Annotated in this window: 16 protein-coding genes; 7 read left to right on the top strand and 9 right to left on the bottom strand. The window is 68.8% G+C overall.

From position 1 onward, the window contains the following. Nucleotides 1-33: 33 nt before the first annotated feature. The gene (locus ACIBB8_RS21040) at nt 34-1,395 is read left to right on the top strand and encodes an aldehyde dehydrogenase family protein (RefSeq protein WP_398954214.1); all 1,362 of its coding nucleotides are present in this window, start codon (nt 34-36) and stop codon (nt 1,393-1,395) included. A gap of 45 nt (nt 1,396-1,440) precedes the next feature. On the opposite strand, the gene ACIBB8_RS21045 is transcribed toward ACIBB8_RS21040, so the two are convergent. Further along, nucleotides 1,441-2,124 carry a YoaK family protein gene (locus ACIBB8_RS21045; protein WP_398954216.1) on the bottom strand — a complete coding sequence of 228 codons (684 nt, stop codon included), beginning with the start codon at nt 2,122-2,124 and terminating at the stop codon, nt 1,441-1,443. Nucleotides 2,125-2,692: 568 nt separating this feature from the next. Here ACIBB8_RS21045 and ACIBB8_RS21050 point away from each other — a divergent pair. From ACIBB8_RS21050 to ACIBB8_RS21065, 4 genes are all read left to right on the top strand, one after another. Then, nucleotides 2,693-4,132, top strand: a complete 1,440-nt coding sequence (locus tag ACIBB8_RS21050) for a cytochrome ubiquinol oxidase subunit I (RefSeq protein WP_398954218.1) — start codon at nt 2,693-2,695, stop codon at nt 4,130-4,132. Beyond that, nucleotides 4,129-5,127, top strand: a complete 999-nt coding sequence (locus ACIBB8_RS21055) for a cytochrome d ubiquinol oxidase subunit II (RefSeq protein ID WP_398954220.1) — start codon at nt 4,129-4,131, stop codon at nt 5,125-5,127. Before ACIBB8_RS21050 ends, ACIBB8_RS21055 begins: the two co-directional genes overlap by 4 nt. A 459-nt stretch (nt 5,128-5,586) precedes the next feature. After that, nucleotides 5,587-7,014 carry a rifampin monooxygenase gene (gene rox, locus ACIBB8_RS21060; protein ID WP_398954222.1) on the top strand — a complete coding sequence of 476 codons (1,428 nt, stop codon included), beginning with the start codon at nt 5,587-5,589 and terminating at the stop codon, nt 7,012-7,014. A gap of 316 nt (nt 7,015-7,330) precedes the next feature. Next, nucleotides 7,331-8,305, top strand: a complete 975-nt coding sequence (locus ACIBB8_RS21065) for an alpha/beta fold hydrolase (RefSeq protein WP_398954224.1) — start codon at nt 7,331-7,333, stop codon at nt 8,303-8,305. 166 nt (nt 8,306-8,471) lie between these two features. Here ACIBB8_RS21065 and ACIBB8_RS21070 read toward each other — a convergent pair whose 3' ends face one another. From ACIBB8_RS21070 to ACIBB8_RS21085, 4 genes are all read right to left on the bottom strand, one after another. Then, the gene (locus ACIBB8_RS21070) at nt 8,472-9,674 is read right to left on the bottom strand and encodes an alpha/beta hydrolase (protein ID WP_398954359.1); all 1,203 of its coding nucleotides are present in this window, start codon (nt 9,672-9,674) and stop codon (nt 8,472-8,474) included. Nucleotides 9,675-10,220: 546 nt separating this feature from the next. Continuing rightward, entirely contained in the window at nt 10,221-11,792 is a 1,572-nt protein-coding gene (locus ACIBB8_RS21075; protein WP_398954361.1) for a N,N-dimethylformamidase beta subunit family domain-containing protein, read from the bottom strand. A 164-nt stretch (nt 11,793-11,956) separates the two neighbouring features. Then, entirely contained in the window at nt 11,957-13,249 is a 1,293-nt protein-coding gene (locus ACIBB8_RS21080; RefSeq protein ID WP_398954227.1) for a hypothetical protein, read from the bottom strand. Nucleotides 13,250-13,323: 74 nt separating this feature from the next. Then, entirely contained in the window at nt 13,324-16,716 is a 3,393-nt protein-coding gene (locus ACIBB8_RS21085) for a PQQ-binding-like beta-propeller repeat protein (RefSeq protein WP_398954229.1), read from the bottom strand. A gap of 664 nt (nt 16,717-17,380) precedes the next feature. Here ACIBB8_RS21085 and ctaD point away from each other — a divergent pair. Both ctaD and ACIBB8_RS21095 read left to right on the top strand, forming a co-directional pair. Then, nucleotides 17,381-19,111, top strand: coding sequence for a cytochrome c oxidase subunit I (gene ctaD, locus ACIBB8_RS21090; protein ID WP_398954231.1), 1,731 nt, complete (start codon nt 17,381-17,383; stop codon nt 19,109-19,111). Nucleotides 19,112-19,117: 6 nt separating this feature from the next. Then, nucleotides 19,118-19,480, top strand: coding sequence for a hypothetical protein (locus tag ACIBB8_RS21095; protein ID WP_398954232.1), 363 nt, complete (start codon nt 19,118-19,120; stop codon nt 19,478-19,480). A gap of 531 nt (nt 19,481-20,011) precedes the next feature. Here the strand turns inward: ACIBB8_RS21095 and lpdA are convergent. The 4 genes from lpdA to ACIBB8_RS21115 form a co-directional block, all read right to left on the bottom strand. Beyond that, a complete protein-coding gene (gene lpdA, locus ACIBB8_RS21100; RefSeq protein ID WP_398954234.1) occupies nt 20,012-21,424 on the bottom strand; it encodes a dihydrolipoyl dehydrogenase in 1,413 nt (470 codons plus the stop codon). Between the two features lie 378 nt (nt 21,425-21,802). Then, on the bottom strand, nt 21,803-23,023 hold the full coding sequence (locus ACIBB8_RS21105) for a cytochrome P450 (RefSeq protein WP_398954236.1): 1,221 nt from the start codon (nt 23,021-23,023) through the stop codon (nt 21,803-21,805). A gap of 12 nt (nt 23,024-23,035) precedes the next feature. Further along, complete coding sequence (locus tag ACIBB8_RS21110) at nt 23,036-24,418, bottom strand: NAD(P)/FAD-dependent oxidoreductase (protein WP_398954238.1); 1,383 nt, start codon at nt 24,416-24,418, stop codon at nt 23,036-23,038. After that, a complete protein-coding gene (locus ACIBB8_RS21115; protein ID WP_398954240.1) occupies nt 24,415-24,624 on the bottom strand; it encodes a ferredoxin in 210 nt (69 codons plus the stop codon). Before ACIBB8_RS21115 ends, ACIBB8_RS21110 begins: the two co-directional genes overlap by 4 nt. Nucleotides 24,625-25,377: the final 753 nt, after the last annotated feature.

Below are 25,377 nucleotides of genomic sequence, written 5' to 3' on the forward strand. Positions count from 1 at the left end.
CGAGCAGCAGGAAGCGACGAGCGGGAAGCAACGATGAACACGGAACTCACCGACCCTCGCACGGGTCGTCCTCGCGGCACCGCTCCCGTGTCCCGCGAGCCCGAGGTGGCTGCGGCCGTGGCAGCAGCCCGTACGGCGCTCGGCCCATGGAGCGCCCTGACCCCCAAGGACCGGGCGCGGCGCCTGGACCGGCTGGCGACGCTGATCGAGGACAGCGCGGCGGAGTACGCGGCTCGTGAGCGGTCCGGTACGGGCAAGCCGGATGCGGAGACGGCGGGCGAGATCGAGCAGGTGGCGGATCTGTTCCGCTTCTACGCGACGGCGGCACGGACCCGGACAGCCCCGGCGGCGGGCCGACTGGTGACCGGGCACGAGAGCTGGGTGCGCTGGGAGCCGATGGGCGTCGTCGGGGTGATCGTCCCTTGGAACTACCCGCTGATGATGGCGGCCTGGCGCTGCGCCCCGGCACTCGCCGCGGGCAACACGGTGGTGGTGAAGCCGGCGGAGACCACCCCGGACACGCTGGAACTGCTGGCGGAGCACGCCGCGCGGACCCTGGGCGAGGGCGTGCTCCAGTCCCTTCCGGGAGACCGGCGGACAGGCCGGCTGCTGGTCGAATCCCCGGTGGACATGGTCGCGTTCACGGGCAGCGGGCGGGCGGGCCTGGGTGTGGCGGCGCGGGCCGGGACGCGCCGGATCAGCCTGGAGCTGGGCGGCAACGCCCCGGCCGTCGTTCTCCCGGACGCCCCGGCGGACACGTATGCGTCGCTCGCGGAAGCGGCCACGTACAACGCGGGCCAGAGCTGCGCGGCGCCGGCCCGGGTCATCACGCTCACGGAGAACTACGAGTCGACGGTCGCCCGTCTGACGGAGGCGATGGGGGCCCGGCTGGCAGGCCGTGACTTCGGCCCGCTGAACAACCCTGACCAGGTGGCGCGTTACGACGCCCTGGTCGCCTCCTCGGCCGCGAAGCGACTGCTGGTGGCGGACATCGCCACCTCGCCCGGCGAGGAGCACGGCCACTGGCGCGCGGCCCTTGTCCTGGCGGATCTCCCGGACGACGACCCGGCGGTCACCGAGGAAGTCTTCGGACCGCTCCTCACGGTCCAGCACGCGGACACGGTGGAGGCAGCCCTGGGCCTGGCAAACAGTGTTCCCCAGGCCCTGGCGGCCAGTGTCTGGACGACCGACCTCGGCACGGGGCTCGATCTCGCGGCCCGCCTCGACGCGGGCGAGGCCTGGCTCAACTGCCATCTCGTGCAGACGGCGGAGCTCCCGCACGGCGGGCGCGGCTCGTCCGGCCACGGTACGGACTTGAGCATGCTCGCACTTCAGGAGTACCAACGGCCCAAGACGGTGACGGTGCGGCTGACGCCCGGCCTGCGCGAGAGCTGAGGCAGAGGGCCACCGTGTGACGGGGCAGGCAGGCCGGGAGAGACGTTAGTGGGGCACTGGGCGCCGGAAGGACAGCGTGAGGGCCGACGTCAGCAGCGCCAAGGGCAGGGCCAGAGCAGCCGCCCGTGCGTGGGTGACAAGAAGCGCTGCCAACCCTGCCCCTGTCGGCAGCATCACGATCACCGCAATGTTGTATCGCTCAACCTCTTTTCTGACGGCAAGTGCAACCAGCGCGCCGGTGAGCGCGCCAGTCATGTAGGTGGTCGAGAGATTCGGCCCGCCGGCGACACGGATCATGCCGCCCTGGCAGCCCATGCACACGGCCATGGCCGCCAGGAGAACCAGTTGGCCGGTGCCGGCTGGCTTGCCGTCCAGAGCGGCCCAGGCCGGCATCGCACCGGTCATGACGATCACCTCTGCGAGCAGTGCGATCCGGGCACCGCTCCATCGTGAACGGCCCGGGAGGGAAGCAACCAGACTGCCGAGAAGCACGCCGCAGGTGTACGCGATGATCGCCAGTGCCGCGTGACCGGCCAGCAGCGCGTCGTGGGTGGCGATGGCGAGACCGAACAGAGCAAGGTTCGCGGTCATCACACTGGTGAACACACCGCCGAGGGTCATGAAGCTGATCGCGTCGACCGCTCCCGTCGCCATGGCCAAAAGCAGAACGGGAAAGGAGGACTTGAGGTTTCGTGGCTGAGCGAGCCACAGCTCGGGGGCCTGCGTCATGCATCGACTCCACATCGAGGTCGGATTCATGTGTGCACCGCAGAACGTCCGACACTGCGCGGCAGAGTCGGTACGGACGTCATCGGGCTGTGCGCGGCGCACGGCGAAGCCGGACACTGCGCCGTGAGTCTAGGGCCTGTTCTGAGTTCCCCGTCGTTCGCGCGAAGCGCGGGCGCAGCGGCGGTCGGTGCGTGCGATCGGCGTGCGGTGTCGCAGGTCATGTGGCGGAGCCACCTGTCCTGCGGGGCCGTGCGGCGAGCGTGCGTGCCGGGCGTCGGGGCGCAGGCGGGGAACTCAGAACAGGCCCTTAAGGGTTGTCCCGTCATCCCTGGCGGGGCAGCGCGCGGCGTCGGATGCGGTGCATCGCAAGGCCGAGGGGCGTTCGCATGCGGGATGTATGCGGACGTTCCGACAACGCGGCGAGGTGACGTAGCGGCGCCGCATCAGTCGTAGACCGCCAACGGACGTGACGTGGCCGGACCCCACCCCCTGGGCCGACCGGGTGGAGTGTCCGCACTACCCGTGTCGGACGACACCAGCGTCGTCTCTGCGCCAGAACCATGCGGGGATGCTGTCCCCTTTTGTCCCTTGCCCGCTCACCTTGCACGCCTTGGCCTCGGCGGGTGATCCGCCACAACTGCTTCCCGCACGTGAGCAGATGGCCTTCACCCTCGGCTTCCACATCATTCTTGTGCCATTTGGTGTAGCTCTGACCTCCCTCATGCTGATCGCGAACTACCGCGGACTGCGCCACGGCGACCATGACGCCCTTCTCCTCGCTCAGCGCTGGTCGAAGGTCGCTGCGGTTCTCTTCGCTGTGGGCGCCGTGACCGGCACCGTACTGACGTTCGAGCTTGGCATCCTGTGGCCGGGCCTGATGGGCAGGTACGGCGCCGCTTTCGGCTTCCCCTTCGCCATCGAGGGGATCTTCTTCTTCCTCGAGGCGATTTTTGTATCGATCTACATCTACGGCTGGAAGAGACTGCCGCCGTGGGTCCACTTCTGGACCGGTGTGCCGGTCGCACTGTCCAGCATCGGCGGAGCTGCGGCCGTCGTCGCTGCGAACAGCTGGATGAACCAGCCCGGCGGCATCACCGTGCGGAACGGACATGTGGTGGAAGTGGAGCCGGTCGCGGTGTTCTTCAATGGAGCCTTCTGGTTCGAAACGGTCCACATGCTGCTTGCGGCATACATCGTGGCGGGCTTCATGGTGGCGGGCGTGTATGCGGTCGGCATGCTGAGGGGGCGGCGTGACCACTACCACCGTGTCGGTTTCCTCACCGGTTTCCTGGTGGCGGCTGTCGCGCTGCCCGTGCAGATCTTCGTTGGCGACCTGGTGGCCCGGCAGGTGTTCACCAAGGAGCCGGCAAAGTTCGCGGCAATCGAAATGCTCCCGACTACTGGGACTCACGTGCCGGAGACAATGGGCGGGATCCTCGTCGATGGCCGGGTGAAGTACGGGCTCCAGATCCCTGACATGGCATCCCTGCTGGCCGGCTTCAGACCGTCAACGGAGATCCATGGGCTCGACGCGATTCCTGAAGCCGTTCGGCCGACCGACCGCGGCGTCAGCATCGTGCATCTGGCGTTCGACGTGATGGTGGGCACTTCGTTCGTACTGCTCGGCCTGGCGGTGTGGTTCGGGTGGCTGTGGTGGCGGCGGCATGAAGTACCCCAAAACCGCTGGTTTTTGCGTGGCGCCGCGCTCAGCGGGATCGTTGCCCTTGTCTCGCTCGAAAGCGGTTGGGTAGTCACTGAGGTCGGCCGACAGCCGTGGACTGTAGTCGGGTATTTGCTCACCCGGGATGCCGTGACCACGCAAGGAAACCTCTGGTTCTTCTTCGCCGTTGTCCTGGCCCTCTACCTGGCCGTCGGAAGTGGCGTCCTGTTGGTTCTGCGCTCCATGAAGCGGCGCTGGAGAGAGGAAGGCGATGCGTCCGTCAACGTTCCCTACGGTCCTTCCAAGCCATTCGCCGAGGCCCGCGCCGGAGAAGAGCGCCAATCATGAGCAATGCGGTCGCACTCATCATGTTCGCCGGCGTCATCGCGTATGCGTTGTTCGGCGGCGCCGATTTCGGTGCGGGTTTCTGGGATCTGACAGCTGGCCAGGCAGACCGCGGCAGGCAGCCCCGACACTTGATCGACGTGTCGATCGGCCCGGTATGGGAGGCAAATCACACGTGGCTCATCTACTGCTTGGTCATTCTATGGACCGGTTTCCCCGCAGCGTTCACCGCGATCACTTCGACGCTCTATCTTCCTCTCGCGTTCGCGGCACTGGGAATCGTTCTACGGGGCTCGGGGTTCGCCTTCCGGAAAGTCTCCTTGCGTACCGCTGAACAGCGGGTCTATGGAGTGATTTTTGCTGTCTCCTCGGTCCTGACGCCCTACTGTTTCGGCAGTGTGGCCGGGGCCATCGCGTCAGGCAGGGTTCCGTCACAGGGGAACGGGAACGCGGTGAGCTCTTGGATCAATCCCACCTCAGTTCTCGGCGGGGTTCTGGCGGTACTCGTATGCGCCTTTCTGGCCGCTGTCTATCTGACACAGGCTGCCAGGAAGCAGCAGAGTGCGCGGCTTGAAACGTACTTCCGTCGGCGCGCACTGGTTGTCGCCGCTGTCACAGGCGCGGTCAGCCTGGCAGGTGTTCTGGTTCTGCGGTCGGATTCGCCCCGGCTCTTCGATCAGCTCAGTCACCGCGGTCTGCCGCTGATGATTGTGGCGGCACTGAGCGGAGTAACCAGCCTTCTCCTGCTGGGAGCCGGAAGGTCCCGCGGCTTGCGCGGGACAGCAGCGGTTGCGGTGGCCGCTGTCGTGGCGGGCTGGGGGGTGGCGCAGTATCCCTACCTGCTGGGGACGCATGTGCCGATTGCGGACGCAGCCGCACCGGACTCGACGCTCTGGGTTCTTGTCGGCGTCGCATGTGCTGCTGTGGTCCTGATCGTTCCTTCGCTGGCCCTTCTCTTCAGCATGTATGAGCGTGGGCGCCTGGGCACACACACGTGAAGAAGACTCTCTGCCGTGCAGGGCGCTGTGCTCGACAGGAATTGAGGCTGGGCCCCGTGCCGCCCAAGGTGATGTCGGCGAGCTCGTTGGCGCTTGCACGCCGACGCGGTTCACCCACGTCGCGCCCACAGCTGCCGCGGGAGTGCGGTGTCCACAGCGGACGAAAAAGCAAAGGCAAGGAGGTTGCCCACTCCTTGCCACTCTCAACATATAGCGCACCGGGGGCCTTGCGGCAAGACCCGGGTCGTGCTGCAGAATCTCCAGCCGAAGCCAGAACCTGCGCAAATCAGGGTTTCGCGAAATACGTGCGCTTTTGGCGGCGTATGGGTCGCACGGGACGTCGAACCGTCGGTGGGACTCGCCGTGCGGTCGCCGGCGCTCGGCGTCAGAGGTGCGGGTGCGCGCCGCCGGACTGCGTGGAGCAGCTGGCGAAATGCAACCTTGGTGAATGGGGTTTTCATGATTGACGTGATCGTTGCCGGCGGCGGGCCGACCGGCTTGATGCTGGCCTGCGAGTTGCGGCTGCACGGCGTGCATGTGGTCGTGCTGGAGACTGACGCGGAGCCAACCAGGCAGGTTCGTGCGCTCGGCCTGCACGTGCGCAGTATCGAGGTGATGGACCAGCGTGGTCTTCTGGAGCGGTTCCTCGCACTCGGCAAGCAGTACCCGATTGGTGGTCTCTTCGCCGGCATCCGAAAGCCGCCGCCGGACCGGCTGGACACCGCCCATTCCTACATCCTCGGCATCCCGCAGACCGTCACCGGGCGCCTGCTGACCGAGCGCGCCGTCGAGCTCGGCGCCGAGCTCCGGCGCGGCTGCGCACTGGTCGGGCTGAGCCAGGACGAACACGGGGTGACCGCCCAGCTGGCCGACGGCACCGGGCTGCGCTCGCGTTACCTCGTCGGCTGCGACGGCGGCCGCAGCACGGTGCGCAAGCTGCTCGGCGTCGGCTTCCCCGGTGAGCCAGCCGGAGTCGAGTGGCTGCTGGGCGAGATGGAGGTGGCCGTCCCGCCGGAGACGCTGGACGCGGTGGCGGCCAAGCTCCGCACAACGCGCCTGCGGTTCGGCCCCGCGCCCCATGAGGACGGGGTGTACCGCTTCGTCGTGCGCGCCGAGGAAGTGGCCGAGGACTGCAGGGTGCCGCCGACCCTGGAAGAGTTCACACAACGGCTGCGGGAGATCGCCGGCACCGATTTCGGCGTGCACTCACCGCGCTTCCTGTCCCGCTTCGGCGACGCCACCCGGCTGGCCGAGCGCTACCGGGTCGGCCGGGTGCTGCTGGCCGGTGACGCGGCGCACACCCACCCACCGATGGGCGGGCAGGGCCTGAACCTCGGCATCCAGGACGCGTTCAACCTGGGCTGGAAACTTGCCGCCGAGGTGGGTGGCTGGGCACCGGAGGGGCTGCTGGACAGCTACCACACCGAACGGCACCCGGTGGCCGCCGACGTGCTGGACAACACCCGAGCGCAGACCGAGCTGCTGTCCCCCGAGCCGGGTCCCCAGGCAGTGCACCGCATGCTGTCGGAGCTGATGGACTTCGAGGACGTGAATCGGTACCTGATCGAGAAGATCACCGCGATCGGCGTCCGCTACGACTTCGGCGAGGGCCACACACTGCTCGGCCGGCGGCCGCGGGACGTGGGACTGAAACAAGGGCGCCTCTACGAGCTGATGCACGGCGGCCGCGGGCTCCTGCTCGACCAGACCGGTCGGCTCTCGGTGGCGGGCTGGGCAGATCGGGTCGACCACGTCGTCGACGTCAGCGAGGAACTGGACGTACCCGCGGCGCTGCTGCGGCCGGACGGCCACGTGGCGTGGGTCGGTGACGATCAGCGGGGTCTGCTCAGCCAGCTGCCCAGGTGGTTCGGCGCTGCTGCCGGCTGAGCGCGCAGTTGTGGCTCGCCAGGGACGCGGTGGTGCTGGTCCGGCCTGTAGGCCCGCACGATCGAGGTGGTGGTGACGATACGGGCGGGAGCCCAGGTGGCGAGCACGTCGGGTGGTAGGCCGAGCGCTTCCTGAGTGCGGCGTTGACCGACAACCGGTGCTCCGCCCTGGGGAGCAGGTCCTGGCATGCCTGGCGAGGCCGGCCCTTCACTCCGATGCCCCGCCCCTTTCGCCCTGTCGGACTGTGCTGCCGGGCCCGGCGACGCCAATGGGTGAACGCTGAGGTGCTGTTGGCCTCAAGGGAAGCGAGAACAGGATGACCGCATGGGCGATCTCCGGCACACGGCGTCGAATACTGCGCGCGCACGTCACCGTCGCCGGATGTGCACTGGCCCTGTGCGCGTCCGCGGCGGCTCCGGCTGCCGCGGAAGGCGACACCACCGTCACGAAACCCACCGTGGTCCTGGTGCACGGCGCGTTCGCGGACGGCTCCAGCTGGAACGGGGTCATTTCACGCCTCGAGCGCAGCGGCTGCACCGTCATCGCGCCCGCCAACCCGCTGCGCGGCCTGTACAACGACTCGGCCTACATCGCCTCGGTACTCGACAGCATCAAGGGCCCGGTCGTCCTTGTGGGCCACTCCTACGGCGGCGCTGTGATCAGCTCGGCCGCGGCCGACAACCCCGGGGTGAAGTCGCTCGTGTACGTGTCGGCGCTGATGCCCGACGTGGGCGAGAGCAGCATGTCGCTGGCCGCGCGGTTCCCCAGTGAACTGGGCACCGCCACCAGGTCCGTCCCGTTCCGGGAGAGTGGCCGCAGCGGGACCGACCTGTACCTCAAGCGCGACAAGGTTCACCAGGTCTTCGCCGCCGACCTGCCGGTGAGCGAGGCGAATCTGCTGGGAGCCACCCAGCGGCCTGCCGCTACGACCGCGTTCTCCGAGAAGGCCAAGGTCGCGGCCTGGAAGCACATCCCGTCCTGGGCGCTCGTCGGCCGGCAGGACAAGACCATCAGCCCGGATCAGGAACGCTTCCAGGCGAGGCGCGCCGGTTCGCACACGGTGGAGATCAACTCCTCCCACGTGTCCTTGATCGCACATCCCGCGGCGGTGGCCGACCTGATCCTCCAGGCGGCCGGGGCTCCTTCCTCGGCCCGGCCGTCCCGAGCGCTCGCCGGGACCGCGAATGGCGTCCGCGCCAAGGCCGCTCTCGCTGGTTTCGCGGGAGTGTCCCTGGCCGTCGGCGCAGGGGCCGTCCTCCGCGGCCGTCGGCTGCGACACACCCGCCGCTGACGGCGGCCGACACGGCGCGCCCCTCACGCGTCCTGCTCTTCGGGGCCGACGAGCGGCAGCGCGCCGAGCTGTGCCCCGTCTCGGCTCGCAGGTTCACTCCAACAGTGCTGGATCTCCGTCGTCGCGGCGGCACTCACCGAGCTGACCGCAGCCCACGACGGCGTCCTCACCGCAGATGATCCACGCTCCGCACCGGGGCACCCCGGTCCGGCTCGACCCCATCGATCGGATGCGCCTCGCGGGAGCTGCCCGACCCGCGTGGGGACGTCATTTCGGCCGTCAGCCAGCGGAACACCTGCGGCACTTGGCGTTTCCACACTCTGAGAGTGTGCGGCCCGCGCGCCTCGACCACGACCACCCGCGTCGGGGGCGCTGCCGCCTGTCGCAGCGCGAGGCCGTCACGGTAGCCGTCGTTGCGCCGGCCCGAGAGGTACAGCGCGACGCGCGGCGGTGTGGTGGCGTGGCGCAGGATCCACAGCGGATTGTTGACCCGCCGCAGCTTCGGGTCCGCGCCCGTGAGGGAGACCCGCTCGGCGGCCGGGTCGTTGTAGCCGGAGAGGCCCACGGCGGCCCGGTACCGGTCGGGGTGGGCGAGCGCCATCTTCACGGCGCAGTGCGCCCCGGCCGAAAACCCGGCCACCGCCCAGCCTCTCGCACGGCTCTGCGCGCGGAAGGTGTCGGTCACCATCTGCCGGACGTCCACACTCAGCCAGGATTCGGCGTCCACGACACCCGGCACGTTGGCGCACCCGGTGTCCTGGCCGGCCAGCAGATTGGTGCGCGGCTCCACGAGGATGAACGGGGCGATCTCCCCCCTCCGCATCCCGGCCTCCAGCTGCGACTGCACCCGCAAGCCGCTGAACCACGCCTTCGCCGATCCGGGGAAGCCGCCGAGGAGCTCGACCACGGGGAACTTCCGGTTCCGGAAGGCCGGCTGGTTGTACTGAGGCGGCAGCCAGACGTACACCTCGCCACGCACCCCCGACACCCGACCGCTCAGCCGGGTCACGCGGACGCCCGGGCCCATGCGGGCGTCATGCACCGGACTGAAGTCCTGGAGGACCTTCGGCTCGTTCGCCGGTCGTTTGTGGTCCCCGAGTCCGTCGCGCCCGAGGTCCGGCGCGGCGACGATGTGTTGTCCGGTGCCAAGCAGGTCGGCCCAGCTGTCGTACAGGCCGTTGGCGTTGTTGACCATCACGAAGACGCTCAGCACGGCCGACGCCTGCGCGAGTACGACCATCGCCAGGCGCAACGCGCCGCGCGCCAGGGCGGGGCCGCGTACCCGGCTCCACAGCAGCAGGGGCAGCAGCACAGTGACCACGGCCAGCGCGATCGTGGTCAGGGAGAAAGGTGTCCCGGTCAGGCTCATCACGCCTGGGAGGATGCCGTACGCACTGCACTGGTTACCCGCTTTTCCACCTTTTTACGTCGAACGCGACAGTCCGGGGAACGCCGTGTTGACGCGAGAAACTATCGGCCCGTGTCCTCCCGGCCCGGTCTCCCTGCGCGCGGGGGCTCCGACGCGCCGGTGCGCTGCCCTCCCCGGACGAGTCGGCAGGCGGTCGCCCAGCGGGTCAGTTCATGGCGGTTCGAGAGCTGGGCCTGCGCAGGCCGGATAGCCCCGATGACGTTCTCGGCGGCGTCGGAGACCGCAGGGGAAGTATCCGGACGGGGCGCTCGGACCCTGTCCCGGCCAGTCGGAGACCGCAGGGGAAGTATCCGGACGGGGCGCTCGGACCCTGTCCCGGCCAGTGGCCGCACTGCTCGCCTGCGCCCTCGGCACCCGTATCGGTGTGCGCCCCATCGTCACGGCCGGTGCCTCCCTGCTCTCGCTGGGGCCGCTCGTTCGGCACCATGGCCCGGATGCGGAGGACGACGAACGTCTGCGGAACGCCATCGGAGACGGCGGAGAAGTTCACGGTGGCGGCGGCGGGTAGAGGGTGCTCGCATTGCTCCGGGGCTTCGGCCTGTTCCTGCCGCACGGGCCCGCCGCGAACGCTCGGATCAGGTTCTCCGTCGTGCGGGTGACGAACCGCCCGGTGCGGGCGTCCATTCCGTGGTTGCGTCCGTTCTCCCCAGTTCCGGCCATGAGGGCCTCGACCCATCGCATCGTCCCGGAAGCGAAGACGCCCGATCCGCTCGGCACGGTGTAGTACGCGGAGTCTGAATGGCTTGGCATGCCTTTGTAAAAGAGCGGGGAGTGCGCAATGACCTCAAGCGGCGCGGGGGTGGGCATCCCCGGCATGACCCGGTCGTACTCCACCCCGACCAGATGGTCGAAGGAGTCTCCGCGCCTGACCCCGGTCCCTTCGAAGAGCCAGTGGTCGTCGGCATGGACCACATACGGGGCGTCGACGGGATAGCCCTCGTAAAGGACGCCGATGAGGGAGGATTCGGGGTCGGCTCCGGGTGGCTGGCGGAAGTCATGTGTCGGCAGGGCCGGATGATCAGTGAGGTACGGGTCTGCCCGATAGTCCGTTTTGTAACAGACCACCGTGCGTGCGTCGCCAGTGGGCCCCCGCTCCAGTCTGATCCGGCGGAAGCAGGCGTTGGCGCCGAGGAAGGCCACGTTGGTACCGGAGTCACGCGCCCGGGTCACGTGGTCCCGTTGCTGTGGGCTCCAGTACTCGTCGTGGCCCAGGGAGAGCGCCGCACGGGCGCCGTGAAGGACGCCGGGTTCGCGGTGGACGTCCACCCCCGTGGTGTAGGCGAGGGGAATTCCCAGCCGCTCCGCGAGAACGACCACCGCCCTCTCGTAGACCATGAACTTCTCGGCGCCGCTGCGGTCATAGGGCCGGTCGAAGCTGACAGCGAGCGACCGTGTCCCGTACGCACCGTCCTCGCCCTGATAGAGGCTGTACCCGCCCCAGGCGTTGTACGCCTGCCAGGTCGACGCCGCGTGCATCAGCACTGTCCTGCCCGCGCCGGACGCCGAACGGACGATCAACGGCACATAGCGCTGGTGGCCGTTGTCTGCCTCCAGTCGGAGCAGGTACGCACCCTCCGGCCAGCCATCGGTGCGTACGCCGAGCGTGCGCTTCCAGTCGGCCCGCACGGTGCGGGTGACCTCCAGCAGCCGGGGCCGGGCCTGGACCGTGCCGGCGATACGGCGGGAACGCCACACCAGGCGCGCCTGGTGTCCCCCGTACCAGCCGACCCGGTAAGCCGAGACCCGGAAACCGGAAGCGGTCGTGGAGACGTACAGACCGAACTCCTCGCCCGGCAGCACGCTGACTCTGTCGGTGTATCCCTGGACGGCCTCGGGCGTTCCCTCCGAACGGATACGCCAGTCGGGGTTTCCCGCGCGGGTCCGTTCACCGTCTCCGGTGGACCGGGTGGCACCGGGCGGGGTGGTCTCGGTGCGGGGCCCCTTCGCTACGGAGGAGCTGCAGCCGGCCGCCAACGCACCAGCCACGGCAACAGCGAGGAAATGCCTGCGCTCCAGACGACCCGGCGCCCCGTCGTCCTGCCGCTCGGCCCGCTCCATGTGATCCGCCAAGTGTTCCCGTCGGCACCGTCACAGCCGATCGTCCCCCGGCACGCGCTCGCGGACGAGCCGAATCGGGCACACGGGTCAGCGCCCGTGGTGAGGGGCCGCCTCGGAGACCGAGGACAGGCACGTGGACGCTCGCCGCCGCTCCTTGCCTTGGATCACGATGCGAGGACGCGGCCGGCGGCGACTGCTGATGCCACGGTGCCGCCGATGACGACGGCCCAGGCAGCGACGAGCGGGACGCGGGTGCTCCAGGTACGCAGCGCGGGCGAGGTCGTGGCTCGGGCGAGGAACGCGTCGCGACCGCGTAGTACCACAAGGCCGACGCCGGTCAGGGTCAGCGCCATGCCGGCACCGAACGCCGCCACCATCGCGATGGCCGCGCCGACCCGACCGGTCAGCAATCCACTGAGGAGGACGAGGAACGCCGACGGGGAAGGGAGCAGGCCGCCGGATGTGCCGAGCAGGAGGATGCCGCGCCAGGTGAGCAGAGACGTGGACGTCGGGATGTGGTGGCTGTGGTCGTGGTGGTGATCGTGGTCATGCCCGTGGTGGTGGCCATGGCTGTGGCCGTGCTTCCGGTTGGTCAGGTGGCGCCGGAGCAGGCCGATCCCCACGGCGACCACGACCAGGGCTGCGGTCAGCTGAAGCCAGTTCGTCACCGCTGCGATGTCCGGTGCGTGTTGGGCGGCGAGCCACCAGCCCACGGCGAGTACGGCGACCGATGCCGTGTGCATGACGGCCACGATCGCGCCGAGCCACACGGCGTCCCGTGCCCTGCCCTGGCCGCCCACGAGGTACCCGGCCGCGAGCGACTTCCCGTGACCAGGGGCGCAGGCATGGAAGGCGCCCACCGCTGCGGAGACGAGAAGGGCCAGTGGCAGCACGACTCCGTGGTCCAGCAGTGCCGTAAGGTCTGTGGTCCATATGGTCGCCGGCCCCGTGGATGAGGTGGCGGCGGAGCTGCCGGCTCCGCCGAGGGCGAGGGTGAGGGTGGGGTCGTTCGCCGTGTGCAGGCCGCCGCCGCCCTTCTCGGTCACGGAGATCGTGCGATAGGCCTGGTTGACGTCGGTCAGCGCGGTGATGGTCAGGGCGACCGTGTCCACGGGTTCGGGGCAGGTGTAGTGGATCAGGGCGCCCTTGCTCGCGAGCTGCAGGGTGTCCACTGCGCCCAGCCGGCACTCACGCGCGTGCTGACGCACGGTGATGTGCGAGCCGAGGTAGGCCGCGTCGTCCCCCCTGGCCGCCTGGTGCAGGACATCCAGGTCGTTGCGCTGGGCCGACCAGGTGATCTCGACCGTGCGGCCTTCGGCCTTGACCTGGGCGACCGGCGGTGTGCCGAAGGGGTGGGCCTCGGCCGTGCCTGCGGCGCCGAGCAGCGCCAGTGCGGCGGCCAGGCCGATCAGCAGGAGACGGGCGGCGTGGCTGCGGGTGGTGCGGAGGGTGTGCACAGTGGTGGTCCCGTCGGGAGTGGAGCGCCGCGAGTTGCCTCCCCTGGCGGGGGAGGCAACTCGCGGACGGTTGATCAGTGGTCGTTACCGCGCAGGTGGCGGGCGGCCAGTGCGTGGAGCGTGCCGTCGTCGGTGAGGGCGAAGACCCAGTCACCGCTGACGGAAAGCGCCGAGGTCACGCCGGCGCCGAGGTTGTACTCGGACAGCAGCTTGCCGGTGGCGCGGTCCAGGACGACCAGGCGGCCGTCGCGGGTGCCCGCGTACACCAGGTCCTTGGTGACCAGGGCGTGCATCGCGGGCGAGTTGAGGTCCCCGCTGCACCCCACGGGGCTCCTGCCGGGCTGGTAGCCGACCTTGGTCTCCCAGATCGGCTTGGACGGGTCGGCCGCGGTGGTTTCGTAGGCGCGGACGGCGCCGTCGCGGCCGGCGATGTAGGCGGTGGTGCCCCAGATCGCGGGGCTGGTCAGCGGGGCGGGGCCGCTCTCGCCGCAGCCGCTGCCGCCGCCCAGCGGGGACTGCCACTGCACCGCACCGGTGCTGAGGTCGTGCCCGCGGACGCCGCTGTTCGTCATCGTCACCAGCTGCGGGTCCCCGTCGGCCGGGTCGGTCAGGGCCGGGGAGGAGTGGCTGGCGATGTCGCCGTTGGTGTCCTTCGCCCACAGCTGGCGGCAGCCGACGAGGTCCATGGCGACCACCGTGTTGCTGGAACCGGTGTGCAGGTAGGCGATGTCGGAGCCGGGCCGGCGGACCGCCGTGCTGTGGAACTGGCCCCAGCTCGTCGCGCCGTTGAAGCCGCCCAGCAGTTCACCGGACTTGGCGTCACGGCACTCGATCTTGCTCCAGTTCTGGTAGATGGCGACGGTGCGCGACTCGGCGTTCAGGTCGAAGACGGTGACCGGACCACCGGCCCGGCCGTACCGGCGGACGGTGTCGCCGTGCTGCTTCTCGTCCTCGATCGCCTGCCAGACGACGTGGCCGTCCTCGGCATCCAGAGCGTAGATCCGGCCGACGGCGGTGGTCAGGTAGACCTTGCCGTCGTGGTAGGTCGGCGCCGACTCGGCGTCGCCGTCCAGGTAGGTGCGCCAGATCTCGCGGCCGGACTTGACGTCGTAGGCCAGCATCATGTGGTGCGGCGAGTCGAACGCCCTGGAGGAGACGATCACCTTGCCGTCCGCCACGACCGAACCGTTGAGGTTGAACTGCTCGCCGGTGTTGGCCGCCCACTGCAGGTCGAGCTCGGCGCCCGGGTCGTCGGCGCTGGCGGAGCGACCCGCCTCGTCGCGCCCCTGACGCAGCCAGTCCTGGCCGGTCTTCGGCTCGGCGATCTTGCCTTCGGGCGCCACCGTGAAGGTGTTGGTGACGGTGGGCCACGCCTTGCCGCGGGTGTCGACCGCAGTCATCTCGGCCGTGTAGGTGCCCGGCTGCATGCCGGGGAGGTTGCCGCTGACCCGGGTCCCGGAGGTCCGGGCAGCCGGGCAGGGCTCCGGGGTGCCGCCGGGGGCCGTGTAGCAGTTCTCGATACCGGTCTTGCGGACCTTGGTGCCGAACTTCATCCGCTCCTTGTGCCACGCAGTGTGGCCGCGTGAGTCACGGATGGTCAGTGAGGCCGTGTCCGGGGTGCGCCCGGCGTCCTCGGTGTACAGCTCGATCGGGATTCCCGCGCTGTTGCCGTGCACACTGCCCTGCGCGGGGCTCACCAGCGCGACCGCGTTGCGGACGTCGAACTGGCGGTGGGTGCCCATGACGTAGCCGGTGTCCTCGTTGCGCTTGGTGCTCGGGTCGTCGTAGATGCCCTTGAAGTCGAGGATCTTGAAGTCCGCGCGGGCACCGTCGATGCCGTACTCGCCCTGGTTGTTGATCTCAACCGAGCGGTTGAAGGCACCACGGCGGTACTCGGCCTGCTGGTTGTGGCCCGCGGCGAACATCCGCACGTCGTACTTCGACAGCTCGTCGACGGTCGGCTGCATGCCGGCCCCCGGACCCCACTGGGTGAACAGCGAGCGGTGTGCGAAGACCAGCACCTGCTTGCCGACGGCGTGGCGCTTGAGGTCCTCGCGCAGCCAGTCCAGTTGCGGCTTCAGGCCGCTCGCGTCGTAGTTGTCCTCAAGGACGACGATGTGACGGCCGTTGCGGTCGAAGCTGTACCACTCCGGGCCGAGGTTGCGGCGGTAGTACTCCAGGCTGCCGCCATAGCCCTTGGAGGTGGCGGTGCCGCCGACGTCGTGGTTGCCGACCAGGGGGTAGAAGGGCATGCCGAGCTTGCCCTCGGTCAGGCCCTTGCGCAGGATGTCGTAGCCGCGCTGGCGCCGCGGCTCCGCCGCGTAGTCGGTCACGGTGTTGTCGCCGGTCGTGATCGCCATGGTGGCGCCGTCGACCTCGGACATCGCCTCGACCTGCTTGGGCCACCACTTCGACGCGCTGTCGGCGGCGCCGTCCGTGGTGTTGCTGACCTCGATGTCGGAGTTCATCACCCACTTCTCGGTGGGGTTGGCGGCGTTCTTGTCCTTGACGAGGGCGAAGTCGATGCCGGAGCCGCCCTCCTCCGGGACCTTGTGGAAGAACTGCGGGATGTAGTCCTCGCGCAGTGCGGGGGTGTAGCCGTTCGGGGAGACGATGTTGATGAGGTCGGTCTCCCGGCGGGTCGGGTCGATCTCAAGGCTGTAGGAGCCGTCGGGGCCGGTCGTCGTCCAGATGGCGCCGTCCGTGACGTCGACCCCGGGTATCGGAGCCTCGCCCGGGTCGCGCTTGCCGTTGCCGTTGGTGTCCTCGAAGACCGTGCCCGTGACGGTGACCGTGTTGGCGGTCGCCGCTGCATCCTCGAGGAGCGGGGCCGCCGCGGCCACCTGGGGAGCCAGGCAGGACAGCGCCACCACGCCGACGGTGGCCAGCTTCACCGGCTTGCGGTTGGCGCGGACCTTGGCGGCCAGCTGTGCGAGCTGGAGCCGTCCGGTGCGGATCTGCCACACCGCGAGCAGCAGCGCGGCGGCCAGCGCGATGCCGAGCGCCACCACTGCCCACGGGAAGGTGGGGAGCGCGTGGGCACCCGACGCGTCGACAACGGGGGTCTGCGCGTTGGCGTTGGCCGTGGTGCCGTCGAACTCGGCGACGACCTGGGTCAGCCCGCCCTGCTTCAGCATGGCGCTCAGGTCGAGCTTGTCGACCTGGCAGTTCCACGCGAGCTCGATCACGACGCCGCCGGGGACGCCGCCGGAGTCTCCGGGGACACCGGAGCCGGTGGCGGGGCAGCTGGAGGTGCTCAGCAGGTGCGAGGCCCAGGCCCCCGCGTTCTGCGGTGACACCACGTCACGGTGGACGATCAGCCGCCCGCTGGTGACGTCGTTCTTGGTGGAGATGATGAGTTCGCCGTGCTGCGGCGACACATGCGCCGCAGCAGGTGGTGCACAGAAACACAGGATGAAGTAGAGCAGCGCAAGGCCAATACCAGCTGCTCGTCGGAGGGATCTCATGGTCACGGAGGCTAGCTTGACTAGACAACTTACCGGTCCCGGAAAGCGCGATCTTCATCGAACGGTCCACGGGAATTCACGCGTGGGCGCGTGAGGGCTCCCATGGCGGCGCCGCCCGGCGCCGGTGAGCCGCTCAGGGTCCCTTCTTCCAGCCCGTCGGCTGACCCTGCCGTCGCGCGGCGGCCGGCCCGTTCACCTGGCGTGCCGTCGCCGCATGCCCCGGCCTGTACACCAAGGTGGAACGTCCGATCCGCAACCGGCTCCAACCTTGAGCAGGATCCCGGGATCCCATGCGCTCGAGGTGCCGCGCGCCACGATGGACGCCCTCATGGCCTGGGTCGAGCCAGGGGCGCCCGCCGGCGCATCACCATCGGGGATTGCCTCAAAGCGCGGACTCATCAGTACTCGGCCGGACACGCCGACGAACAGTTCGCGGGGGCGGACGGCGTGGGCGGGAACGGCTTTGGCGAGATACTTCCTTTTATAGGAAAACAATTCCCTTCTGCTCGCTCCGCCTTGGGCATATGAAAGCGCAATCGACCTGGGTGCGACCCTGATCTCTACTCCGATCGGCCGAATGCCCAGCGGCTCACTTCGCCGGCCGGGACCTTCTCGCCTACAGTTCCCGCGTGGCCGGTATGCCGTCGGCCGAAGGAGCGTTGAAGTGGCGAACAGGGTCACCGTCGGACCGGCTGATTCCGACGATTCATACGAGGACGAACTGCCGGTAAAGCAGAAGCGGCCAGGCAGCATCGTCGTGAAATGGGCGACGACCACCGATCACAAGACGATCGGCACGATGTACCTCATCACGTCGTTCGCGTTCTTCGTCATCGGCGGTGTGCTGGCGCTCCTCATGCGCGCCGAGCTGGCCCGCCCCGGCACGCAGATCCTGTCGAACGAGCAGTTCAACCAGTTGTTCACGATGCACGGCACGGTCATGCTGCTGATGTTTGCGACGCCGCTGTTCGCCGGATTCGCGAACTGGATCATGCCGCTGCAGATCGGCGCGCCCGACGTGGCGTTCCCGCGGCTGAACATGTTCGCGTACTGGCTGTATCTCTTCGGCTCGATCATCGCCCTCAGCGGCTTCATCACCCCCCAGGGTGCGGCCGACTTCGGCTGGTTCGCCTACTCCCCGCTCACGGACGCCGTCCGTTCGCCGGGCGTCGGCGGCGACCTGTGGATCATGGGCCTGGCCTTCTCCGGCTTCGGCACGATCCTCGGTTCGGTCAACTTCATCGCCACGATCGTCTGCATGCGTGCACCCGGCATGACGATGTTCCGGATGCCGATCTTCGTGTGGAACGTCCTGCTGACCGCCGTGCTGGTCCTGCTGGCCTTCCCGGTGCTCGCCGCCGCGCTCTTCGCGCTGGAGGTGGACCGCAAGTTCGGTGCGCACGTATTCGACGCGGCCAATGGCGGCGCACTGCTCTGGCAACACCTCTTCTGGTTCTTCGGCCATCCAGAGGTGTACATCATCGCCTTGCCGTTCTTCGGGATCGCCTCCGAAATCATTCCCGTCTTCAGCCGCAAACCGATCTTCGGTTATGTCGGTCTGATCTCCGCGACGATCGCCATCGCGGGCCTCTCCATTACTGTGTGGGCGCACCACATGTACGTCACCGGCGGTGTGCTGCTGCCGTTCTTCTCATTCATGACGTTCCTCATCGCGGTGCCGACCGGCGTGAAGTTCTTCAACTGGATCGGCACAATGTGGGGAGGTTCGGCCTCCTTCGAGACACCGATGCTCTGGACCGTCGGCTTTCTCGTCACGTTCCTCTTCGGTGGTCTGACCGGCGTCATCCTGGCCTCGCCGCCGCTGGACTTCCACGTCTCGGACTCCTACTTCATCGTGGCGCACTTCCACTACGTCGTCTTCGGCACCGTGGTCTTCGCGATGTTCGCCGGATTCCACTTCTGGTGGCCGAAGTTCACCGGCAAGATGCTGGACGAGCGGCTCGGCAAGATCACGTTCTGGACGCTGTTCGTGGGCTTCCACGGCACGTTCCTGGTGCAGCACTGGCTCGGCGCGGAGGGCATGCCGCGTCGTTACGCGGACTACCTCGCCGCCGACGGCTTCACCCTGCTGAACACGATCTCGTCCATCTCCTCGTTCCTCCTCGGACTGTCGATGCTGCCGTTCTTCTACAACGTGTGGAAGACCGCAAAGTACGGCAAGGCGGTCGGCGTCGACGACCCGTGGGGCTACGGCCGCTCGCTGGAGTGGGCAACCTCCTGCCCGCCGCCGCGGCACAACTTCCTCACCCTGCCGCGGATCCGCTCCGAATCCCCGGCGTTCGACCTCCATCACCCGGAGATCAGCTCCATCGAGGAGATCGGCAGACATCCGGCCGCCTCGGCGGCAGCGGCGCCGGGGAGTGAGCAGGAGTGAGGACACGTGCCGGAGGACAGCGTGTTCGTGGGGGCTGACAGGGAGGACGACGGCCCGCTCGCTTGGCTCGGCGACTGCCTCGTGTCGACTGCGGAGGACGAAGCGGCGCGCCGCCAGGCCGCCCTCTTCGCTGAGCGACTGCCCTGGCTGACGGCTGCTCAGCGGGCCGAAATCGAACGTGCCTTCGCCGCCGACTGGGCTGCCGCTTCGCGGGCGATCGACGCCCGGGTTTCCGCCCGGTCGGCCGAACTCGTCATCGAGTACGCCACCCGCTACCGGTTTCTCAGAACGCGCTGCCTGCTGGCCGTCGCGGCCGGCATCGGCGTGGTGAGCGGCGTCCTCGGCGTTGCCCTGCTCGTCGCCCGCTGACGTCCGCCCTCCCGGACCGGCCCGGCCCGGCCTGTGAGCCGAGACAGGATGGTGGACAGGGGGGCGGGTGCCACACCCGTCAACTGGTTTCGCCGGTGCGACACTCATCGCCGGTGCCCCGCTGGGTTCAGCTCCCGCCGCATCACGGGCCGCCGGACACATCTGAACGCGTAGGTGAGCGCAAGCAGCTCCTACCTCCCGGCCAGACGACCGCCCACCTCGGAATTCCGGAGCCTCCGAGCCCGGGAAGCGCGCCACGCAGGTGCCGGCTCCGCGGCCGCGACGCAGGCCCGGGCCGCGCTCGCTGACGTAGTCCGCACCAGCGGAGAAAGGGCGGACCCGCTGGCAGGTTCCCGGGCGGGGCGCATCCACGTTCGGCGATCCCGGGTACCGAGCCCGACTGGAGTTGTTCGGGGGGACATGCTGCAGGCGGTGGCGGGCGAGCTGCCGTCCGGGGCGGTTTCATGGCTCGCCCCAGCCCCCGGGGACGGAGCCGACGGAGTCCGGGGGCAAGCGTGGGGCGCCGCCTTCTCACATGTTGATCATGTGCCCGGCAAGTCCGTGCACGGCCTCCTTGACCGCCTCACCGAGCGTCGGGTGGGCGTGGACGTTGCGAGCGACCTCGTGGACCGTCAGGTCCCACTGCTGAGCCAGGGTGAGCTCCGGCAGTAGTTCGGTGACGTCCGGGCCGATGAGGTGGGCGCCGATGATCTCGCCGTACTTCGCGTCGCTGATCAGCTTCACGAAGCCGGTCGTGTCGCCCAGGCCGTGCGCCTTGCCGTTCGCGGTGAAGGGGAACTTGGCCACCTTGACGTCGAAGCCCTTCTCGCGCGCCTGCTCCTCGGTCCAGCCGAAGCTCGCGATCTGCGGCTGACAGTAGGTGGCACGCGGGATCATCGGGTAGTCGAGCTCCATGGTTTCGGCTCCCGCGATGGTCTCGGCCGCGACCACGCCCATCGCCTCGGCGGCGTGCGCGAGCATCAGCTGCGCGGTGACGTCGCCGATCGCGTAGATGTGCGGCACGGATGTGCGACAGCGGCCGTCGACATCGATCGCGCCGCGCTCGGTGATGCGTACGCCTGTGCTCTCCAGACCATAGTCGGTGACGTTCGGTGTGAAGCCGATCGCCTGCAGAACCTTGTCGGCCTCCAGGACCTGCTGGGCGCCGTCCTTGCCGGTGACCGTGACGCGGACCTGCGGGCCGGACTCGTCGATCGAATCGACGCGGGTTGAGGTGAGCACGCCGATGCCCAACTTCCTGTACTGCCGAGCCAGTTCAGCGGAAACGTCCACGTCCTCGAGCGGCGCCATCCGGTCCAGGAACTCAACGACGGTGACCTTCACGCCGTAGTTGTGCAAGACATACGCGAATTCGACACCGATGGCGCCGGCGCCCGCGATCAGAATGGACTGCGGCAGGTCCTCGGCAAGGATCTGCTCTTCGTACGTCACCACGCGCGAGGTGCGGCGGGTCCCCGGCAGCAGCTTCGGAGTCGCTCCGGCGGCGATGATGCAGTGGTCGAAGCCGATCGTCTGAGTCGAGCCGTCGAAGAGGGCCACGTCGAGCGTGTGCGAGTCCACAAACGTGCCACGGCCGCTGATCTCCGTGATCCCGTTCTTCTTCATCAGGTAGTGGACGCCTTTCACTCGGCCGTCCGCGACACGGCGACTGCGCCGGAACGCCTCGCCGTAGTCGAAGGTCACCTGCCCTTCGACTTTGATACCGAAGGTCTTGGCCTCGCGTGTGACGATGTGCGCCAGCTCGGCGTTGCGCAGCAAGGCTTTGGTGGGGATGCAACCGACGTTCAGACAGACGCCGCCCCAGTATTTGGCCTCGACGACGGCGACGCGCTTGCCCAACTGGGCGGCGCGAATGGCGGCAACATATCCGCCTGGGCCTGCTCCGAGTACAACGACGTCGAAGCGCTCATCCTGCTCATCCATGGACATTTCCTTTCTGATGGGGATCGGCCGGGCCTGCGGTGAGAGCCGGCTCATCCTGGTCGAACAGCCTGTGCACCCAGCTCGGCGGCTGTGGTTTCCGACACCCGTGCGCAGCAGGAATATCACCCGGAAGGCAATGCGGGCGATCGCGTGACCGGCCACCTCGTCGATCACCTTTTCCACCACATGTCCGAGGCGGTCATCGGATCTTCCGGTGACCGCCTCTTCGCGTACGGACCTCGGCCCGCAGCCTCGCTCTGCACATCACCGGCCCCTGCCGGACGTCACGGGGTGAGATGGTTCCGGGCCGCACGAGGCCGAACCCGACGCACCGATCGGGCACTCCCCCATCGGTGGCCGGTCGGGCGCGGCGGCGGCCTACGCTCGTGCGGCGCGGTCGATCAGCAGATGGCGGGGACCTCGCAGCACGGGGCTGCGCCGGTACGGAGGCGGGTCCTCGACCAGACGGGGGTCGTCGAGGTGGCGGAGGAGCGCGTCGAGCGCGATCTGCGCCTCGATACGGGCGAGCGGGGCGCCGAAGCAAGTGTGGATGCCGCTTCCGAAGCCGAAGTGCTGATTGTCCTCGCGCATCGGGTCGAACCGGTCGGGGTCATGGAATCTCAGAGGGTCCCGGTTGCCGGAAGCCAGCACGAGGATCAGGGGTGCGCCCTTGGGGACGGTGATGCCCCCGACCTCGATATCGGTGAGGGGCGTGCGATGTGGCAGAAAGTGGACAGGGGGCTCGTAGCGCAGCAGTTCCTCCACCGCTTGCGGCATGAGTTCGGGCGCGGTGCGCAGCTGCTCCAGGATGTCGGGGTGGCGCAGCAGGGTGAGCATGCCATTGGTGATCAGGTTGACGGTGGTCTCGTGACCGGCGACGAGCAGCAGTACCGCTGTGGCCATCAGTTCCGGATGTGTGAGACGGCCTTCGGGGCCTTCGTCATTGGCAAGGGCGGAGAGCAGGTCCCCGGACGGGTGGCCGCGGCGCTCTTCGGCGAGTGCGCCCAGATAGTGCGCCATCGCCAGCCGTGCCTCCTGGGCCGACCGCCGACGCTGCTCCGGGTCATCCCCGGGCGTGGGGTCGAAACCGGCGATGATCGCGTTCGTCCAGGCGCGGACCCGGGGCACATCCTCCTGGGGCACGCCCAGAAGCCGACAGATCACGGTGACGGGGAGGGGGTAGGCAAAATCGTCGACGAGGTCGATCCGGTCCTTGTCCTGGAACGAGCGGATCAGTTCCTCGGCGATGCGGGTGATGTCACCGTGCAGGGCGTCGATCCGTCCTGGGGAGTGCGGCGGGCCGAAGGGGCGCATGGCGAGGCGGCGGAGCCGGTCGTGTTCGGGGTCGTCGACACTGATGAAGGCCGGCGGCAGTTCGTCCGTCCTGGCCAGAGCCACGTCCGGGTCCTGACGGTTACGGAGGTCCGAGCTGATCCGTGGATCATGAAGCAGAGCGGCGATCTCGTGGTAGGTGCCCACCAAGTAACTGCCGTTGTCCTGTCGTACCACCCCGCTCTCGCGCAGTTCCGCGTAGAGCGGATACGGGTCGGCGCGGTTCGCGTAATCGGTGATGCGCTCAAAGAGAGTGTCCGGGGGCATGCGTGGGGCTCCTCATCGACGGTGGGTGGCGGTCGGGGACGGTTCGTTGCGCACCAGAGTCAGGTGCCTGTCCGGCAGATGACCGGTGAGAGCCACGGTCGGGCCGTGCGAGAGCAGCTGCGGGGACGGCACGTCGGAGGGGACGGGATCGGACGAACCGGGCCGGTCGGCGGCACCGGGCGCGGGGGGAAACGGTGCCGCCGTCTCGATGAGGTACTGGTAGTACTCCAGCCACTTGGCGCGGTTCACACTGACCGCCGCGGTGATGCGCCCCCGGTATCCGTAGACGGCGACGAAGCGATCCTCGCGCAACGATCCCTGGGCAATGGCCACTTGATCGGAGAAGGTCGGTACTCCCACGGACTTGATGTTCAGCCCGAACTGGCTCGACCAGAAGGCGGGAACGGCCAGGTGCGGTCGCCTGCGTGGGCCCGGGCTGATCATGTTGTGCGCCGCCACCTCGGCCTGCGCAACGGCATTGCCCCAGTGTTCGAGGGACAGCATCTGGTACTCGAAGAGCGGGTGCGGGAAGCGTGCCACGTCTCCGGCGACGAAGACATCGTCGGTGACGATCCCGTACATGTCGAAGGCTCGGCACCCCGCGTCGCACGCGACGCCACGGGGACCTGCGGCCAGGCCTGATCCATCAAGCCATTCGGTGTTGCGGAGGGCGCCCAGGGCGACCACGGCGACATCGGCGTCGATCCGGCCGCCGTCGGAGAATTCGGCGCCGGTGAGCCGGCCGTTACGGCTCTTCAGCGCGGTGACGGTCACGCCGCAGCGGAGGTCGACTCCGTGCGCGCGTTGCAGCTTCCCGGCATAGGTTCCGAGTGTCCCGCCGAGCGCGCCGACGAGGGGCGAGGGTCCGCGTTCGGCGACCGTTACGTCGAGACCGCGCTCCCGGCAGGCGGAGGCGATCTCCGAGCCGATGAATCCGGCGCCGATCACCAGCACCCGGCGCGGTCCGGCGTCGAGACGTTCGGCGAGGCGGGCCGCATCGTCGTTCGTACGCAGGGTGAGTACGCCGTCCAGGCGGGCTTCGTCGGCGTTCGGCCAGGGTCGGGCCCGGGTTCCGGTGGCGATCAGCAGCCGGTCGTAGGCGAGTTGTTCACCGTCGGCGAGGATCACCCTCTTCTCGATCGGGTCGACCCCATCGGCGCGTACACCGAGCTTCCACCGGGCGTCCACCGCACGACGGCTCGGCAGCGCGACGTCCTGCGCGCGCACCCGCCCGAGCAGCACCTGCTTGGACAGTGGTGGCCTGTCGTACGGGGGGTGCGGCTCCTCCCCGACCAGGGTCAGCGATCCGGCGAAGCCTCCCTCGCGCAGCGTCTCGGCGGCGCGCAGACCGGCCAGCGACGCGCCGACGACAACGATCCGGCCCTCGCCGATCACGAGGCGCCGAGGCCTGCCGGCTCGCCGACCGTGATGGCCTGTACCGGACAGGCTGCCACCGCGCGTCGGACGCGCTCATGCTGATCGTCGGGCACTCTCGGCCTGAACATCAGGGCCTCCTCGCCATGCAGTTCGAACACCTGGGGGGCGAGAAACACGCACTGCGCGTAACCCTGGCACCGATTGAGGTCGACAACGATCTGCATTCCGGCCCACTCCTCCGTGCCACCGTTATCCCTGTCCTATTACCTGCCGGAGTGCGACGCCAACGGTGCTGGGCCGTGCGGGTTCGCACCGGCCGACCGATCAGGAAAGGCAGTGGCCGCAGCAGACCGTGCGCCAGGGACACACCGGTGCGATGCGCCAACGGCGCACGATGACACTGTCGGCCCGCACACCGCCGGTCGGGCCGGCGCTGCGGTGTCCGAGGGAGTCATCGGCCCGGCCCATCGGTTCGCGGGCCTTCCGCCGGGAGACGTCCGTCAACGGCATGTCGTGGCATTCAGCCAGGGTGACGCCTGTTGATAATGACGCGTCACGGCAGAGCGGCGATGGGAGCCCGATGCGGGGCCGACAACTGCGCGTCGGACGTGCTGGTGCCCCTGCTCGGAGCAGTGAGCGCATGCGGTCGTACCGGCGAGCACAGCGGGGACGCTTCAGCCCGTGCCAGGGGTTCGAGCGGTTCCTGGCGGCCGCGGGCGGCCGCACGGCCTTTGCGTCGGCGCGGCTCACCGGCGTCCAAGCCTGCGGGCGCTGCGCATCGGTCGTCCGGCATCGAGGCCCGGCTGCCTCTCCCCTCTCGTCCGGGGCCATCAGGAGTCCCGCCGCACGGCGTCGGTCTCCGGTGAAAGCAGCCGGGTGCGGGGCCGTTCCGTCCCCCGTAAGCGCGGATACGCAGGCCAGCGGTGTGGCGCTGGGGCAAACCGAGGCGCCCACAAGGTCGTCGAAGCAACCAGAAA

Source organism: Streptomyces sp. NPDC051286, from assembly GCF_044455345.1.
GTDB lineage: Bacteria > Actinomycetota > Actinomycetes > Streptomycetales > Streptomycetaceae > Streptomyces.